Source organism: Streptomyces sp. NPDC056948, assembly GCF_042674225.1.
Lineage (GTDB): Bacteria > Actinomycetota > Actinomycetes > Streptomycetales > Streptomycetaceae > Streptomyces > Streptomyces purpurascens.
In genome coordinates this window covers 1-17866 of the sequence record NZ_JBHUQX010000178.1, presented here as the reverse complement: position 1 = coordinate 17866, position 17866 = coordinate 1, and the positions used below count along the sequence as shown (strand labels likewise).

At 70.4% G+C, this 17866-nt stretch carries 11 protein-coding genes; 4 read left to right on the top strand and 7 right to left on the bottom strand.

What is annotated here, in order from left to right; all coding sequences use genetic code 11:
* Window positions 1-36: 36 nt before the first annotated feature.
* Window positions 37-885, bottom strand: coding sequence for a DUF4394 domain-containing protein (locus tag ACFTZL_RS23035; protein ID WP_382585879.1), 849 nt, complete (start codon window positions 883-885; stop codon window positions 37-39).
* 314 nt (window positions 886-1199) lie between these two features.
* Between ACFTZL_RS23035 and ACFTZL_RS23030 the strand changes: the two genes are divergently transcribed.
* Window positions 1200-2471: a PucR family transcriptional regulator gene (locus ACFTZL_RS23030; RefSeq protein WP_382585876.1), complete on the top strand. Its 1272-nt coding sequence runs from the start codon at window positions 1200-1202 to the stop codon at window positions 2469-2471.
* A gap of 55 nt (window positions 2472-2526) precedes the next feature.
* Here the strand turns inward: ACFTZL_RS23030 and ACFTZL_RS23025 are convergent, their stop codons facing one another.
* A complete protein-coding gene (locus ACFTZL_RS23025) occupies window positions 2527-5250 on the bottom strand; it encodes a SpoIIE family protein phosphatase (RefSeq protein WP_382585873.1) in 2724 nt (907 codons plus the stop codon).
* A gap of 182 nt (window positions 5251-5432) precedes the next feature.
* Here ACFTZL_RS23025 and ACFTZL_RS23020 point away from each other — a divergent pair, with 182 nt between their 5' ends.
* On the top strand, window positions 5433-6569 hold the full coding sequence (locus ACFTZL_RS23020; RefSeq protein ID WP_382585882.1) for a PP2C family protein-serine/threonine phosphatase: 1137 nt from the start codon (window positions 5433-5435) through the stop codon (window positions 6567-6569).
* Window positions 6570-6659: 90 nt separating this feature from the next.
* On the opposite strand, the gene menC is transcribed toward ACFTZL_RS23020, so the two are convergent.
* Window positions 6660-7766, bottom strand: a complete 1107-nt coding sequence (gene menC / locus ACFTZL_RS23015; protein ID WP_382585870.1) for an o-succinylbenzoate synthase — start codon at window positions 7764-7766, stop codon at window positions 6660-6662.
* Window positions 7763-8701 (bottom strand): chorismate synthase, encoded by a 939-nt coding sequence (locus ACFTZL_RS23010; protein ID WP_382585866.1) that lies wholly within the window; start codon window positions 8699-8701, stop codon window positions 7763-7765. Before ACFTZL_RS23010 ends, menC begins: the two co-directional genes overlap by 4 nt.
* A gap of 156 nt (window positions 8702-8857) precedes the next feature.
* Here ACFTZL_RS23010 and ACFTZL_RS23005 point away from each other — a divergent pair, with 156 nt between their 5' ends.
* Entirely contained in the window at window positions 8858-10462 is a 1605-nt protein-coding gene (locus ACFTZL_RS23005) for a PucR family transcriptional regulator (RefSeq protein WP_382585863.1), read from the top strand.
* A 28-nt stretch (window positions 10463-10490) separates the two neighbouring features.
* On the opposite strand, the gene dapE is transcribed toward ACFTZL_RS23005, so the two are convergent.
* The 3 genes from dapE to ACFTZL_RS22990 all read right to left on the bottom strand — a co-directional run bounded on the left by dapE (window position 10491) and on the right by ACFTZL_RS22990 (window position 14863).
* Window positions 10491-11588: a succinyl-diaminopimelate desuccinylase gene (gene dapE / locus ACFTZL_RS23000; protein WP_382585860.1), complete on the bottom strand. Its 1098-nt coding sequence runs from the start codon at window positions 11586-11588 to the stop codon at window positions 10491-10493.
* Window positions 11585-13051, bottom strand: coding sequence for an amino acid permease (locus ACFTZL_RS22995; RefSeq protein ID WP_382585857.1), 1467 nt, complete (start codon window positions 13049-13051; stop codon window positions 11585-11587). The genes dapE and ACFTZL_RS22995 overlap by 4 nt, the downstream gene beginning before the upstream one ends.
* Window positions 13052-13615: 564 nt before the next feature.
* Window positions 13616-14863, bottom strand: a complete 1248-nt coding sequence (locus ACFTZL_RS22990) for an MFS transporter (RefSeq protein WP_382585854.1) — start codon at window positions 14861-14863, stop codon at window positions 13616-13618.
* 340 nt (window positions 14864-15203) lie between these two features.
* On the opposite strand from ACFTZL_RS22990, the gene ACFTZL_RS22985 reads away from it, so the two are divergent.
* On the top strand, window positions 15204-17573 hold the full coding sequence (locus tag ACFTZL_RS22985; RefSeq protein ID WP_382585851.1) for an NACHT domain-containing protein: 2370 nt from the start codon (window positions 15204-15206) through the stop codon (window positions 17571-17573).
* Window positions 17574-17866: the final 293 nt, after the last annotated feature.

Genomic DNA, 17866 nt, shown 5'->3' with positions numbered 1-17866 from the left:
GGCCGGCGGTGGCCGGGCCGCGGCGAGGGCCGGGGATCAGGATCCGGTGAGGGAGATGGCCAGGTCCGTGATGTTCAGCGGGAACTGGCCGATGGAGGTGGCCTGACCGGTGAAGACGTTGATGCCGTACAGCGAGGGGGTGCTGGCGCCGTACGGGGTGAGGGAGGCGAACGCGGCGTTGTCGACCGTCCTCCCGCCGGACAGGGTGCTGTAGATGTCCATGCCGGCGTTGATTCCGGCGTCGATGCCGAGGCTGCCGGTCGGGGCGAGCGTGCCGTTGTTCGCCGGGGACTGGAGGACGACCTGGTCCGTGGTCGTGTTGATGTCGACGAGCGTGGTCGCGGTGGCCGCGTTGAGGTCGTTGTTCGTATAGGCGGCGGCCGAGACACCCTTGGTCGTGCCCTCGCTCGGCGGGGTGGTGAGGTTCAGATCCTGGATGGTGCTGTGGTCGTTGAGGTTGTGCCGCAGGTTCTGGCCGGTGTCACTGATCACGCGCAGACGGTCGGCCGCGGGGTTGAAGTCGACGCCGAAGTTCGTACCGTGCAGCGCGTACTGGAGTTGGGACACCTTGGTGACCACCACGTCCGTGGTGGCCGGCGGGGTCTTGATCGTGTAGATGCCGCCCTTGTTGCCGACGCCGTACATGAGGCCGTCCTGCACCCGGAAGTCGATCCCGATCAGGCCTGTGTCGCCGCTGAGGCCGGTGACGACCCTGACCCAGTCGAGGACCTGCGGCCGGTCGGTCGTGAACGTGGCCATCAGGGTGCCATCGCCGCTGATCCCGAAGGCGCGCAGGCTGGGCGTGGCGGCGGGGGCGGCCGAGCCGGTGCCGGGTGCGCCGAGCATCAGCGCGGTCGATGTGACCATGACCGCGACCGCCGCCATGATTCTCTTTCTTGTGTGTGCTGTCATCGGAGTTTCCCTCCCGTTTGGGCGAGCGCCATTCGAGGCGCCTGGCTGCGAATTCCCCTGCTCCTGCCCGCATTGATCACCGCAGTCATGCCGAAGGCGGTTCTCATTAAGGCCGCTTCACAGTTCCTCCACAAGTAGAAGCGTTGACGGAAACACCCCGATCCGGGAATTTTGTGCACTGTGATAAAAGCCCTGTCGATACACCTGGCACCGTTTTGTGCGGAGTGATGAACGCCGTCCGGATCTCCCCTGTCGGCCCCCTTGTACTGAATGGCATGCTCGCGTTCATGGGGAGCCTCTTCGCCGAGCTGGCCCGGCAGGCGTCGACCAACGCCCGTCGTGAGGTCGAGACGTACACACGTGAGATCCCGGAGTTCGGGTTCCTGGACAAGGACTCCCGGGCACGAGCCGAGACGCTGGAACACTCGATGTGGTTCCGGCGTCGTACCGTCGAACTCTCCCCGGAAAACAGCGAGTTGAGCGGAGAAGATCTCGGCTACATCGCGTCGATGGGGGAGCTGCGGGCAGGTGCCGGGATGTCGCTCGACGCGCGGCAGCGGGTGCTGCGCGTGCACACCGCCCTCATGCTGCGTGAGATCAACGAGGCGACCGAGGCCCAGCGCGGCGGCGGTGTCGACGAACTCATGCGCATGATGACCTGGTTCGCCCCCCAGGGCGAACGAGGCATCGCTTCCTACCGCCAGGGATTCGTGCGCGTACTGAGCCGCCGAATGCCGTACACCGAGCAGGTCGCCCTGCTGACCCGATCATTGCTGAACGGAGATCCGATTTCGGCGGAACTCGCCCCAGCCGTCGACATGGAACTCCCGGATCGCTACGCGGTGACGGTTTTTCGTATTCCGGACCGGCCCACCATCGATCGTTTCCTGGAAAGCGAGATCGGGGCGCTCGTGAAGAGCCACCGTGCGCCGATCATGTGGGGACCGGAGGGCGGCGACGGGAGCGGTGAGCTGATCACCCTGCTTCCGCTGTTCTGTGGCCCCGAGGCAGCGGAAAGCGCACCGTCGCACGCTGTTCCCGACCTGTCGCCCGACCTCACCCCCGACCACCTGCCGGACCTCGTACAGGACTTCGCTCAGGCCCTCGGCCGCCCCTGCGCCGTCGGTACGTCCGTCGCACCGCTGCCGGAGCTGGCCGACGCTCTGGACCGCGCCCGCCGGATCAGCCGGGCAGCCCCGCTGCGCCGGGGATCCGTCCGGCTGCGGCCGCACACCCTGGCCGATGTCTTCGTCGAACTCGCCGTCGCGGACGTGGCACTCGTCGACGACTGGCTCCGCACACTGGCCCGCCGCCTGGAGACCGGACCCGACCTCCTCGCCACGCTCGACGCGTACTACCGCCACGACATGCACCGCGGTGCCACGGCGACCTCGCTCAACGTCCACACCCGCACCTTGGACTACCGCCTGCGCCGGGTCCGTGAACTCACCGGTATCGACCCTGGATCGACACGAGGCGTGCGCACCTTCAGTGCCGTGGTCACCCGGCGCCTGTCGGGAGCGTGGCGCCGAAACGCGTCGGGCGCGCCGGACCGGTGACAGTCCACGGGTCTCGGACGGCTGCGCACCGGGGTCACCTCCGCTCGCGCGGAGATCAGACGCCGTCGAGACCGCCCGCACCCGCTGCGGCTACTCCCACCGCTGTGACGTCGGGCAGGGCCAGTTCGGCCCAGATCACCTTGCCCTGCGGGGTGTACCGGGTGCCCCAACGCTCAGCCATCTGCGACACCAGGAACAGACCCCGGCCACCCTCGTCCGTCGACGCGGCGTACCGCAGATGCGGTGAGGTGCTGCTGCTGTCAGCCACTTCGCAGATCAGCGTACGGTCGCGGATCAGCCGCACGTGGATCGGCCCGGAGCCGTAGCGGATGGCGTTGGTGATGAGCTCGCTCAGGATGAGCTCCATGGTGAAGCCGAACTCTGAGAGGCCCCACGCTTCGAGCCTTTGGGACACGGCGTCGCGCATACCCGCGACGGCGGCGGGATCCGGTGGTACGTCCCAGTCGACGACCCGGTCGGGCGGCAGTTGCCGCGTGCGGGCGACGAGCAGGGCGACGTCGTCCTTGGGACGCGCGGGGAGCACCCTGTCCAGCACGTCCTGGCAGGTCTCCTCGGGCGGCCGGCCGGGGTGGCCGGTGAGCGCATCGCGCAGCAGCCCCATTCCCACGTCCAGGTCGCGCCTGCGATCCTCGATGAGGCCGTCGGTGTACAGGACGAGCTGGGTCCCCTCATCGAGGCACAGCTCCGCGGTCTGGAACGGCATGCCGCCGAGGCCCAGGGGTGGACCGGCGGGCACGTCCGGGAAAGTGACGGTTCCGTCGGGCCGGACCAGCGCGGGCGCCAGATGCCCCGCCCGCGCCAAGACGTAGCGGCGCGTCACGGGGTCGTAGATCCCGTACAGGCAGGTGGCGCCCACGACGCCCGCCGCACTCTCTGCCGTCTCGTTCTGGTCGATGCTCCCGACCAGGTCGTCCAGATGGCTCAGCAGCTCGTCGGGTGGCAGATCGAGGGCGGAGAAGTTGTGCACCGCGGTACGCAGCCGTCCCATCGTGGCGGCGGCGTGGAGGCCGTGGCCGACCACATCGCCGACGGCCAGTGCCACCCGGCTGCCCGGCATGGGAATCACGTCGAACCAGTCTCCGCCCACGCCCGACTGGGCCGGGAGGTAGCGGTAGGCGATGTCGAGGGCGTTCTGCTCGGGCACGGCCTGCGGCAGCAGGCTGCGCTGGAGGGTGACTGCCAGGGCGTGCTCGCGGGTGTAGCGGCGGGCATTGTCGATGCTTATCGCGGCACGGGCCACCAGCTCCTCCGCCAGCGACACGTCCTCTTCGTTGAAGCGCTCATGCTGTCGCGTGCGCCAGAAGGTGGCCATGCCCAGCACGACGCCGCGGGCCTGGATGGGGGCGGTGATGAGGGAGTGGATGCCGTAGTCGATGATCGCCTTGGCCCGCTCCGGGTCCTGCACGCGCCAGTCCGTGGCGGTCGGCAGATCGCTCACCAACTGGGAGCGGCCGCTGCCGTAGCCGCGTGCCTGCGGTGTGGAGGGAAGATAGTCGAAAAGCCGGCCCTGTTCGGTGAGCGGATGGTTGTCCACGATGCCGGACACGGCCGCGCGTCGCATGTCCGTCCCAGTGGGGGCCGGCTCCTCGCCGTGCAGGACCGCGTCGGCCAGGTCCACGGTGACGAAGTCCGCGAAGCGGGGAATGGGGACCCGCGCCAACTCGTCGGCGGTGCGCAGCACGTCCAGAGTGGTACCGATGTGGAGTCCGGCGTCGTACAGCAGCCTGAGCCGCTCCCGTGCCACCTCCGCCCTGCCCGTCACCGCCTGCAGCTCGGTGGAGTCGCGCAACGTCACCACCGTTTCCCTGGGGCCACCCTCGCGACCCGTGGGCCGCTGGTTGACCGCGATCAGCCGCTCTCCCGAAAGGTGCACCTCATCGGTGGCCTCGCGCCCGGAAGTGAGCAGCGCCTTCGTCTCGGGATCGAGTCCCGGCAGTTCCGAGACGAGCCGCCCCTCGATGTCCGAGGGCAGCTCCAGCAGTCGTCTGGCCTCGTCGTTCGCCAGCATCAGCCGCCCGTCCGCGGCCACGATCAGCACCCCTTCCCGAACGGAGTGGAGCACTGTGTCGTGGTGCTCGTACATCAGGGCCATCTCGTCCGGGGCCAGGCTGTGTGTCTGCCGTCGCAGCCGCCTGCCCAGCAGTGCCGTCACGCCGATCGACAACAAGAGCGCTCCGGCTCCCGCGCCCAGGATGATCGGTAGTTGCCGGGTCAACTGACTTTCGACGTTCTCGACCTTCATCCCGGCCGAGACGATCCCCACGACCTCGCTGCCGGCGTTCTTGATCGGCACCGTGGCCTGCACCTCACGACCGAGCGGGCCGTCGACGCTCTCCACGTAGAGCTTCCCCGCCAGCGACGGTCCGATCTCACCCACGAACCGCTTTCCGATGCGCTCCGGCAAGGGGTGCGTGTACCGGATGCCCTCGGTGTCCATGACCACGATGAAGTCGACGTCGGCGGCCCGGCGTGCCGCTTCGGTGAGCGGCTGGAGGATCTTGCTGGGGTCCGGGGTCCGCAATGCCGCCAGGACACCCGGCGAGTGCGCGAAGGTCTGTGCCACGGCCGTGGAGCGGCGCCTTGCCTCGGCGCTGGAGTCCCGCTCCGACTGCAGAATGAGAGCGAAGACACCGCAGGCCACGAGCAGCACCACCAGAGCCACCTGGAAAACCAACACCTGCCCGGCTACGCTCCGCGTGCTCTTGCTGATCAGGCGCTTAACCGATAGGCGTTGAAAACGGGCGAAAAGACTCGCCATGCGACCTTTTTAACACCGGTGATCCCAAGTGGCCAGGGCACGCCCGATCCTTGTTCGGCCGACCTCGAACATCTGTGCGGACGCGCGTCACATGGCCTCGATCCCTCCGGGCGTGACCGTCCGCCGCAAAATCTCGCCGACGCGTGATCCTTCCGCGCCCTGCGTCCAATTAGGTCGATATGATGCTTTTTGTGATCACGCCTGCACGGCTGTGGCGCCGTCGCCCCGCCTACAGCGGCCGATGGGAAGCTGCCAGGCTGTCGCCCCTGGTCCTGACCGTTCTCATCGCCGCCCTGGCGTTCTCCACACCCAGGGAGATCGCCTTCAGCCGCCTTCTGCCCGCCGCGCCCGCCCTTGCGGCCGCGATGTGGCCCGTGCTCCCGACGATGGCGCTGGGGGCGTTCTGCTTCCTGCTCATGATCGTCCTCAGCTTCTTCCATACCGATCTGGGGACGCAGTACACGTCGGCCGCGATCATCGCGGTCACCTTGGCGGCCGCATACGGCAGTCATGTCCGACTTCAGCGGGAGGAAGTGCTCTTCCAGGTCCGCCTCGTCGCCGACGCAGCCCAGAAGGTACTGCTACGCCCCCTGCCGCGCCGTATCGAGGGCGTCGAGATCGAATCGCTGTATCTGGCAGCCCAAGAGCAGGCCCGGATCGGCGGCGACTTCTACGAGGCGATCGGCACACCGTACGGGGTCCGGCTGCTCATAGGCGACGTACGAGGCAAGGGCCTGTCCGCAGTGGGGGCGGCCTCGGCGGTGATCAGCTGCTTCAGGGAGGCCGCCTACGACGAGCCCGACCTGCAGGGCATCGTCCACCGCCTGGAGACCACCGTCACGCGCCACAGCGCCGCATTTCCCGTCCAGGACCAGCCCGAGCATTTCGCCACTGCCCTCCTCGCCGAGATCCCGCACAGTGGCGACCGGCTACGACTTCTCAACTGCGGACATCCCCCACCGCTGATCGAGCATTGCGGGAAGGTCCGGGTCCTGGAGCCCACTCTCCCCTCCCCGCCCCTCAACCTCGCAGCGCTCATCGGTGACCGCTACTGGGTCGACATCGTCGCCTTCGCCCCGGGCGAGCAGTTGCTGCTCTACACGGATGGCGTATCCGAGGCCCGGGACCACACCGGCCGGTTCTTCCCGTTGCCGGACTGGATGCGGCGGCAGGATACGGAGCACCCTCGCGAGCTGCTCGACCAGCTGCACCGGGATCTGCTCCGGCACTGCGGCGGAAGGCTCGGTGACGACATCGCGGCCCTCGCGCTGAGGCGCACCACCGCGCAGGATCGGGGAGTCGTCGGAGCCGAGGGCTGAATCCCGGTGTCGGGATACCGGACCGGTTCGGGGATGGCGGCACCCGGGGTGACCTCCCCCGCGACCGCGCTCCCTCACCCCCTGCCAGCCTCAAACGAACAGCTCTCGCCTCGACGTCGTGAAGCGTGCGAGGGCGTCCGCGAGGGGTGTGATGCCGATGCCGGGGGACGTGGGGACGGGGAGGTGGCCGTCCTGGAGGGTGAAGGGTTCCGTGATGTCCTCAGCGAAGTAGCGGCGGGAGGCCGAGGTGTCGCCGGGGAGGGTGCAGCCCGGGAGGGCGGCCAGCGCCAGGTTGGGGGCGCGGCCGATGCCCGTCTCCAGCATGCCGCCGCACCACACCGGCACGCCGTGGGCGGCGCACACGTCGTGGATGCGGCGGGCTTCGAGGTAGCCGCCGACGCGGGCCGGTTTGACGTTGACGACCCGGCAGGCGTCCAGCGCGATCGCGGACGCGGCGTCGCGCGCCGAGTGGATCGACTCGTCGAGGCAGACCGGGGTGCGCAGGCGCTGCTGGAGCCGGGCGTGGGCGTGGAGGTTGTTCTCCTCCAGCGGCTCCTCGATCAGCAGCAGCCCGAAGTCGTCGAGTCTGCGCAGGTGGTCGGCGTCGGCGAGCGTGTAGGCGGTGTTGGCGTCGACCTGGAGCGGGAGTGCGTCGCCGAAGCGTTCGCGTACCGCGCGCACCGGCTCCACGTCCCAGCCCGGCTCGATCTTCAGCTTGATACGGAGGTAGCCCTCGGCGAGGTAGCGCTCGACGTCGTCCAACAGTTCGGGCACGGAGTTCTTGATGCCGACCGAGACGCCCGCGGGCACCCGTTCGTGCACCGAGCCCAGGAACGTCGCCAGGGACATCCCGTAGGCGCGGAGCTCGGCGTCCAGCAGGGCGGTTTCCAGGGCCGCCTTGGCCAGCTCATGGCCCTTGACGGAGGCCATGGCGGGGGCGACGGCCGCCGTCGTCGGCGCGGGGAGAGCGGCCACGCGCGGCAGCAGGAAGTCCCGGATGACCGTCTCGGCGCCGGCGACGAACTCCGAGCAGTACAGGGGCTCGGGGTCGGCGGCGAATTCCGACCAGCCCTCTGCCTCGTCGGTCACCACGTGCAGCAGGAAGGTGTCCTTGCTGGTCATCGTCCCGAACGAAGTGCGGAACGGGGTGACGAGCGGAATGGCGACGTGGAGCAGTTCCACGCGTTCGAGCTTCATCGCTGCCTCTCGTGGGACGTCTCGTGGGAAGTCTCGCCGGGGCTGTCGCACGACGAACGGGTCAGCAGGTACCAGCCGTCGCGTGACATGGCCGTCGCGCGCAGGCCTTCGGCGTACGCCTCGGTGAACACGCCGCGGACGGCGTGCCGCCACGCGAGCGCGAGGGCCGGGTCGGCGGCGCGCAGCGCGACGATGTCCTCGGGCACGCGGCACCACAGCCGGTCCGCGTCACGCAGGGCGAGCGGTCCGTCGTCCGGTGCCCGGGTCACGACGTCGGCTGCCGAGCGGTCCGTGGTGGGGTCGTCCGTGCGCGTGGTCCCCGTCGCCAGATCCCACGTGACGGTCATCCGGTCGCTTTCGTCGCCGTCGTTCACGCCGTCGTTCATCGGCCCGTAGAAGTCGACCAGGTACGCGCTGCCGACCGCGCCCAGCTTGACCAGGTTGAAGCGGGCGTTGCGGCGGACCAGCGGGTCGAAGGTCCAGCGCATGGTGGTGGCGCCCCGCTCCAGCGCCCACAGTCGCTGCGCCTGCTTGACCGCGAAGCCCACGCCCCGGCCCGCCGCGGACGCCGCCGCGACGAACGAGTACACGTCCCGCTCGGCGGGGGCACCGAACACCGCCACCGCCGCCCCGGCGAGCCGCTCGCCCGACGGGCCGGCGGCGTACGCGGCGTGCACCGCGCCGCCGGCGTGCACCAGGCTGTGCAGCACCTCGGCCGGGTACGGCGGGGTGGCCCTGGGCGTCTGCCACACGTCGGCGAAAAAGTCGGCCACGGCGTGGATACCGGCCACGTCGTGCACGGTACGGACCGTGACCCCGGCGGTGTGGGCCGCGGCGTCGGCGATGCCCGCCCAGGCAACGGGCGCTGTTCCCTCAGCCGTGCGGGGCGCTTCCGCCGGCCCGGACCCGGCGGCGGAGATCGTCACAGGTGTCATGCAGTGAGTCTCCGGCGCCGGGGCCCGGCGGCCGTTGTCGGCAGGCACAATGAAGGCACGTGACTGTGTTGCGATCGGCCAAGGTCGACCGGGATCATCGTCCGACAGAAACCCGCCGACCCCTCCATACACCACCGTCCCAGGAGCCCGCCACCCATGGACGCCTGCACCCTCGAGGAACTGATCGGCACCCTCGGCGAGCCCCTGCTCCGCGTGCTCACCGCCCCGGCGGAGGGCCTCGCCACGCCCGTCTCCGAGATCCTGCTGCACGGCCACGGGGACCCGTTCCCGCGCAGCGCGCCCGGTGCCCTGGTGCTGACCGTCGGGCTGCCACCGGGCCGGATCGAGCTGCCGGCGCGCGACGCCGCCGCGGCCGGGGTGGCCGGACTCGTCGTTCGGGGCGGGACCTCGCAGCCCGAGGCGGTGGCCGCGGCGAAGGCCCACGGCCTCGCGCTGCTCGCCCTCGACGAGGACGCCGCCTGGCATCACGTCCATCTGCTGCTGGCCTCGGCGATCGGGTCCCGGCCGGGCCCGGGGGACAGCGGAGCGGCGTTCGGGGACCTGTTCTCGCTGGCCAACGCGGTGGCCGCGGCGGTGGGTGGGGCGACCGTCATCGAGGACGCCCGGCAGCGGATCCTGGCGTATTCCACCCTGTCCCGGCAGGCCGTCGACGAGGCCCGGCGGCAGGGCATTCTGGGCCGTCAGGTGCCGAGCAGCCCCGAGAACAGCGAGCAGTACCGCGTCCTGTTCGCCGCCCCCGGTCCCGTACGCCTCGCCGCGCTGGACGGCGAGGAACTGCCGCGGCTCGCCGTGGCGATCCGCGCGGGCGGCGAGACGCTCGGGTCGGTGTGGGTCGTCGACGACGGACATCTCGGCCCCGACAGCGAGGAGGCGCTCGCCCGTGGCGCGTCCACGGCCGCCCTGCTCCTGCTGCGGGCGCGGGCCGGCGAGGAGCTGTCCCGGCAGCTCACCAGCGACCTGCTGCGCCGTCTTCTCGACGGCAGCGCCGATCCGGTGGGTGCCGCGCACCGCCTCGGCTTCGCCGAGGGAACCCGGATCCGGGTCGTGGCCTTCGCCCTCGACGGCGCCGTGTCCACGCCCGACGAGGAACAGACTGCGCCGCGGCTGCTCGACCTCGTACGGCTGCACTGCGAGGCGCGGTACGGGCGGCACGCGTGCGTGCTGGTCGACGGGCGTGTGTACGCGCTGCTGCCGGTGACCGGTGCGGAGCCGAGCGGCTCGGGCGGGCGGGAGGAGCGGCACCGGCGCCTTGCCGAGGACATCGTGCGGCGCGCGGCTCAGGCGCTGGGTATGCGGGTGCGGGCCGGGCTGGGCGAGGCGGTGGCGGAGCCGGCGGCCGTGCGCGGCTCGCGGGACGACGCCGACCTGGTGCTGCGGGTGCTCGGCCCGGAGGAGGATGTCGCCGTCGTGACGGAGGTACGGGCCCGGGTCACTCTGCTGCGCCTGCGGGAACTCATGGACGGGCAGCGGGCGTTGACGGCCGGGTCCTGGCGGGAGGTCCTGGCGTACGACGCCGGGCACGGCACCGACTACGCCAGGACCCTGGTGTGCTGGCTGGACGCCGGGGGCGATGTCGCGCGGGCGGCCAGGCTGCTCGCCGTTCACCCCAACACCTGCCGGTACCGCCTCAAGCAGGCGCAGCAGCACCTCGGTGTCGATCTGGACGACCCGGACGAGCGGTTGGTGCTGTGGCTGCAGTTGCGCACGCTCGGGGGCCTGCGCGGCGTCGGCCGGTCCTGACGTCCGGCCGGCTGTCTCGCGTGGGTGGTCAGCCTCTCAGCCAGGCGGCGAGCCGCCGCTCGCACTCCCGCAGTTGCCCGACGGGCACGTACTCCCCGGCGGTGTGCGCCAGCGTCGGGTCGCCGGGGCCGTAGTTGAGCGCGGGTGTGCCGAGCGCGGTGAAGCGGGCCACGTCCGTCCAGCCCAGCTTGGGGCGGGGAACCGCACCCAGCGCCTCGACCAGCGAGGCCACCGGTCCCCGGCCGAGCCCGGGCAGAGCCCCCGGCACCACCTCGGTGACCTCCACCTCGTACTCGGGAAACAGCGCGCGCAGATACGCCTCCGCCTGCCCGGGCGAACGGCTCGGCGCGAAACGCAGGTTGACGCTGATCACGCAGGTGTCGGGGACGACGTTGTCGGCGATGCCCGCGCGGAGGGCGACCGCGTTCAGCCCCTCCCGGTACTCCAGTCCGTCGATGACGATCCGCTCGGCGCTGTGGTCGTCGAGGCGCCGGAGCACGGCGGCCGCCCGGTGCGCGGCGTTGACGCCCATCCAGGAGCGGGCGGTGTGGGCGCGCTCGCCGCGCACCGTGATGTCCGCGTTCAACACGCCCTGACAGCCCGCCTCGACGCCCGCGTCGGACGGTTCCATGAGGATGGCGAGATCCGCTTCGAGCAGGTCGGGGCGGTCGGCGGCGATGCGCTTCAGGCCGTTCCGGTCGCCGGCGACCTCTTCGCACTCGTAGAAGACGTACGTCACGTCCCGCACCGGCGCGGCGAGGCCGGCCGCGAGCCGCAGGGCGACGGCGACGCCGCCCTTCATGTCGCACGCTCCGAGCCCGTACAGCCGCTCGCCGTCCAGCCGGGAGGGCAGGTTCCCGGCGGCCGGGACGGTGTCCAGGTGTCCGGCGATGATCACGCGCTCGGCGCGGCCCGTATCGGTGCGGGCCACGACGGAGTTGCCGATGCGTACGACGGTGAGGTGCGGGTGTACGCGCAACGCGGACTCCACGGCGTCGGCGAGGCCGGCCTCCTCGCCGCTCTCGGAGGGGGTGTCCACCAGGGCTCGGGTGAGATCCACCAGGTCCACCAGATCCACCGGGTCCACCAGGCCCATCGGGTTCGCGGCCGGGTCCAGCGGGATCATTCCGTGCTCTCCTTCTGGGGTGCGGGCCGGTCGAGCCGGGAGTGTCTGATGCCGTAGAGCGCGTAGACGGCCAGTCCGACGGCCATCCACAGGCCGAACGCGGTCCAGGTGTCGGCGCCGAGTCCCCACATCACGTAGCCGCAGCACAGGACGCCCAGCGTGCAGGTCAGGGGCGCGAGCGGTACCCGGAAGCTGCGCGGCGCGCCGGGGCTGCGCCGACGCAGGATCAGGACGGCACCGTTGACCAGTGCGAAGGCGAACAGTGTGCCGATGCTGGTGGCGTCGGCGAGCGCGCCCAGTGGTACCAGGGCGGCGAGCACCATGATGAACGCGGACACGATGACGGTGTTGGCGCGGGGCACGCCGGTCCGTGCGTGGACCTTGGCGAACAGCGGCGGGACGAGCCCGTCGCGCGCCATCGAGAACAGGATGCGGGTCTGCCCGTACTGCACGGCGAGTACGACGCTCGTGGTGGCGACGACCGCCCCGATGGACAGCAGGATGGGCCACAGGTTGCCACCGCCGACCGCGTGGATCAGCACCTCGCTGAGGGTGGCCTCGCTGCCGGCGAACCGCTGCCACGGCATCGCGCCCACCGCCGCGATGGCCACCGCGCAGTACAGCGCGGTGATCAGCCCGAGGGAGAGGAGGATGGCGCGCGGCAGGTCGCGCTGTGGGTTCTTCGCCTCCTCACCGGCGGTCGAGGCGGCGTCGAAGCCGATGTACGAGAAGAACAGAGAGGCGGCACCCGCGCTCACCCCTGCCATGCCGAGCGGGAACAGCGGCTGGAAGTTGCCGGCGCGGAACGCGGTGAACGCGACGGCGCAGAACAGCACGAGGGCTGCCACCTTCACCGCCACCATGACCGCGTTCACGACAGCGCTCTCCCGGGAACCGCGCAGCAGCACCACCATGGCGAGGGCGACGATCGCCGCGGCCGGGACGTTCAGCACGCCGCCCGCGCCGGGCGGGGCGGCCAGCGACGCGGGCAGTGTCCAGCCGACGGTGAGCTCCAGCAGCTCGTTCACGTACTGGCCCCAGCCGACCGCGACGGCGGCTACCGAGACGCCGTACTCCAGCACCAGGCACCAGCCGCAGACCCAGGCGACCAGCTCGCCGAGCGTGGCGTAGGCGTAGCTGTACGAGGACCCGGCACCGGGGATCATGCCGGCCAGCTCGGCGTAGGACAGGGCGGAGAACAGCGCGGTGAGCCCGGCGAGTACGAAGGAGAACACGACGGCCGGGCCCGCTTCGGGCACCGCCTGGCCGAGCACGACGAAGATCCCGGTGCCCAGCGTGGCACCCACACTGAGCAGCGTGAGCTGGGTGAGCCCCATGGTCCGGCGGAGCTGACCGCCGCCGGCCTCGGCCACCAGATCGGCGACATCCCGCCGCCGCGTCAGCCTGCTGCGGATACCGGCCTCGCCAACGGATCTCCGCGGCCTGGTTCGCACACTGTCCACGCGTTCACTCCTCTCACGACTCCCGTTCCGGGCCTTGATGATGCGTAACGGGGGTGTGGAGAGGGGTGTGCGCGTCGGCCAAGACGGCGGGGGCCGCTTTGGCCTTCCGGCCAAAGCCTCGCGCAGGTGATGTGTTCAGCCGTGCCTTCGCGGTCCGCCCGCGGCGGCGGTGCCGGGCGTGCGGTGACCGTCAGCGGGCTGCTCGGGCCGGACCCGCTCGACCGGGAATCGCCTGCCGCGATGTCCCGGTGACCGAGGGCGGATGTGACCCGTCGGTGACAACGGGGCCGTCCACGCCTACGTCAACCTCCCGGCGGCGAACGGCGGGTACCGCTTCGAGGAATCCGGAACTTCGTCAACGAGACCGGATATCCCGGTGAAGGTCGACGTTCCGCGACATCAGCGGCGACGGAAAGGCCGACTACGTCGTCGTCTACGCCGGCGGATCCGTCCGGTGCTGGCTCAACAGGGGCGGCAACCTCTAGACGGCTGCTGGCCGGGGCGAGACGCCACTCTTGTGCTGGGCAGCGGCGTCTGTGTGGTTCTTACGCGTCAGAGTCGAGCTCAGCGAGGCACCGGATCTTCGGAGGCGGGCAGCGGTTCTGCGGTCTTCGGGACCAGCGCGCGGACGGAGGGGGTGGCGACCATGGCGAGGGTGGCGAGGAGGATGAGCGCGGCGGCCGCGTAGAGGGTGGCATGGAGGCCGAGGAAGAGTACGGCGGGTCCGGCGGTGAACTGGGCGAGCGGGAGTGCGAGGTAGGAGCCGAGGTCGTCGTAGGCGTAGACGCGGGCGAGGCGGTCCTCGGGGATCTGCTCGTTGAGGGTCGAGTACCAGGCGACGCCGGCCTGCTCGATACCCACGCCCGCCACGAAGTTGGCCACGACCAGCACCCAGGTGTACGGGGCGAGCGCGAGCACCAGCGGGGTCATCGCCGTCAGGCCCATCAGCGCGCAGCCGACCAGGATCGGGCGCCGGGGCCGCCAGCTCAGCGACAGTACGCCGCCGGCGACCGCGCCGAGCGAGGACGCGGCGACGGCCAGGCCCCAGCCGGTGCGGCCGATCCCGGTGGTGTCGGCGACGGCCGGTCCGAGGACGGTGAACGAGGCGGTGATGCCGGCGTTGAGGAAGCAGAAGGCCACCACGATCACCCACACCCAACTTCGGGAGGTGAACTCCTGCCATCCGACGCGCAGTTCATGCACCAGGCCGGGACTGGGCGCGGGCGGCGCGACCCGGACGCGGACCAGCGCGAAGGACGCGGCGGCGAGTGCGAAGCTGAGCGCGTCGACGGCAAGGCCCCAGCCGGGGCCGACCGCGGCGACCAGTACGCCGCCCAGCGAGGCGCCCACGATCATCGCGCTGCTGCCCGCGATCCGGGAGAGCGCGAGGGCGGCGCGGCGGGACTCGGCCGGCACGGTCTGGGGCAGCAGGGCCTGGGAGGCGGGCTGGTAGCAGGAACTTGACGCCCCGTTGACCGCGGCGAGCACCATGAGCAGGGGGATGGCGGCGCTGTGGGTGAGGACCAGAGCGGCGATCACCGCCTGGCTCGAGGCGCTGACCACGCTGCTGCCGACCAGCAGCGGGCCGCGCGGCAGCCGGTCCGCCAGCACCCCGCCGTACAGCAGGAAGAGGATGCTGGTGAGGGAGTGGGCGCCGACCACCAACCCGAGCGAGCCGACCGAGCCAGTGGCGTCGAGCACGGCGAAGGCCAGTGCGATCGGCGCCACCCCGTTGCCGAGCAGGTTGGCCGTCGTACCGATGAAGAGGTGACGGAACGGGCGGTGGCGCAGAGGCGCCAGGGCGGCAGACATGCGCCTGATCGTCGGGGCTGGGCGGCGCGCCCGGCAACGGGTTATAGGACTGGCACCGGGCCGGGTGTGCGGCCGCCGCCCGCGCGCGAACAAGCCCGACGGCGTGCTCGCCCAGGAACGTCAATGCCACTTCGCGGTCCCTGACCGTATGCGGCAGCGCCGTGGCTGTCGTACTCAGTCCGGGTGAACACGGGGCGTTACGGCTGCGGTCGATGCGGCTCAGCCAAGACGATCGGCCCACGGCCAGGGGGCGCTCGTGGAGGAAACGAGGGCGGACTTGTGGAGGGTCGGAGACGGGATGCGCTGGCGTTGGACGCTCACGTGGCTGCTGTGCGCCGCTGTGAGCATCAGCCTGGTGGCTGTTGCGGTGTTGACGAATCTCGAAGAAGCCTCGGATGTCAGCTCCTTGGTGGCAGCTGTCTTTGGTGTGTTCGGCGTGATGGCGGTGTGGGCGTGGCGCCGTAATCCCCGGCGCCGGTCGACGACCGGACAGGTGGCGGAGGCAGCGCAGGTGCTGGCGCGCCTGGTAGGCCAGCAGTGGCAGAGCGAGGCGCTATTGCGCCAGTTGTTCGATCCTGCACCGCTGCCCGTGCGGTGGACCGACTGCTCCCGGCCCAATGTCAGCGATCACCGGCAGCTCATCGGTGCCCCGGTCACCTGCCGCGCCGACGCCACACAGGAACTGGTCTCCGCCTTCCGCAGCCTGCCGCGCCGTCGGCTCGTGGTCCTGGGGGACGCCGGATCGGGCAAGACCACCCTCGCGGTCCTGCTCACCCTGGCCCTGCTGCGTGACCGAGAGGCCAACGATCCCGTACCCGTGCTGCTCTCGTTCGCCGCTTTCGACGCGGCCCGGGACGGCGTGCATGCATGGCTGCGACAGCGGATCGCCGCCGACTACCCGGCGTTGGCGGACACCGAAGCCTTCGGGCCCACCGCGATCGAGGACCTGCTCGTCGAGGGCCGCGTCCTGCCTGTACTGGACGGCTTGGACGAACTGCCCGAGCAATCCCATACGGCGGTGCTGACCACCCTCAATGACACGCTCGACCCGCACACCCCTCTGGTGCTGACCTGCCGCACCACCGAGTACACCAACGTCGTGTCTCACGCCGGAGTCCTGGCCGGCGCCGCGGTCATCGAGCCCGCGCCGGTCCACCCCGACGACGCGCTCGCTCTCTTGCGGCTGGCCACCCCGCCTGGCCCACGCCAGGAAAGCTGGGACGCCCTGGGCGCGCACGTGGCACGGAGCCCACAGGCTTCCGCCGCCCGAGCGCTGGCCAATCCACTCATGGTGAGTCTGGCCCGAGCGGTCTACGCCGACGCCCCCGGCGATCCAGCCGAGCTCGCCGATACCCGCCGATTCCCTACCGCCGCCGACATCGAATACCACCTACTCGACAACCTGGTCCCCACCCTCTACACCCGAGCCCACCGGCAGAACCCGTCCTTGCATTCCTGGAATGCCCACCGAGCCCACCGATACCTCACCTACCTCGCCCAGGGGCTGCACGGTCAGGACACGCACGATCTGGCATGGTGGCGGCTGTACCGCTGGGTCCCGGCCGTCACTCATACCTGCCTGCGCGCCCTCATCTGGGGGATGATCGCATTCGCTGTCTCAGTCCCCCTGCTGCTTGTCCATTTGAGCCGGGAACACGGTGTGCACGAGGTAGTACGCGACCTGGCAGTGATTCCAGTTCCTCTGCTTTTTTCGTTGGGTCCCTGGCTTACGGCCTCGTTCTGTGCCCATGTGGCCGGTGCCTGGACCACAGCACGCTCGTGGGGCGCTCTTCATCCGCTTGCCGTGGTGCTGAGTGCCGGCATCTGTGGCGGACTGGCCGGCAGCCTGGTCAGGTTCTCCCTGGAGAGTTGGGAGTTCAGGGGAGCATCGACATCGACACCTGCGGTGATGAGAATCCTGTCCCTCGCATGCTGGTTCGGCCTGCCCTTGCTGATGGTTCTTCTCAGTGTCGGCCCGCCGACTCCACCTCGAATGCCCAGCCAGGGGACGTTCACGATGCGGAATTGGCCCCGCCGTCTGCTTCGTGCGCTGGTCACGATGGTCCTCGCCGTCGCCTTCAGCGGGGCAACCTTGCATCTGTCCGGGGCCATCGAAAACCACAATGTCGTTCCGGAACAATCAGTGTGGAGGATTGCCTGGGCCTACGGTGTGGGATTCGGCGTGGTCATCGGTGCGGCGCAGGCCGCGTTGCAGTGGACGCGAAGCACGGCATCTGCCAACGAGTTCATCACTCCTTCCTCTTCTGTCCGCACCGACCGGTTTGTGTCCCTGTTGAGCGGACTCGTCGGCGCAGCGGTCATTGCCGCATCCCTTGAGGCTTTGGACGCATTCGAGGCGGTCTCCGGCCTCGCCGAGGAGGCGCGGGAGGACCTGTCGCTAGCCGAGGTGGCAGGGGATATCGCAGACGGCATGCTCGGAGGGCTGGGTGGTATCGGACTGTCGCTCGCATGGGGTGCCCATGCATGGCCGCACTACATGATCACGAGGTCCTGGCAGGCAGCCCGGGGCCACTTGCCGTGGCGGCTGCAGGCATTCCTTGCCGACGCCCACAAACTGGGGATCCTGCGCCAGGTCGGGCCCGTTTACCAGTTTCGTCACGCACGACTTCTGAATCATCTCGCGGCCGGCTCGCCTCGCCTTCCCGGCCCACGGGCGAGCTCACCGCAGTCCGATTCCTCACATCGCTGAACCAGCCTCAGGGAGGGACTCACGTCTGGGTGGCTCAGCACAGGATGTGACGCCGGTTCCTCGCCGGCAAGGGGTCCAGTGGACGGTGGCACACCTCGCACCGCAGCCCGCCCGCCGGCACCAGCGGCAGGGACGCGGGAGCCGGTGCCCGCGCCGCCCGTTCGTGGGACTCTCGGACGGCCTTCGTGTAGGCCCCGTAGTCCTAGCTCGGACACCAGGGAACAAGTAACCCACCGGTAGCTTTCAGTGGGTTAGATCTCTCGTTGTCGACGCCGCGAGGGGCAGCCGGGTCC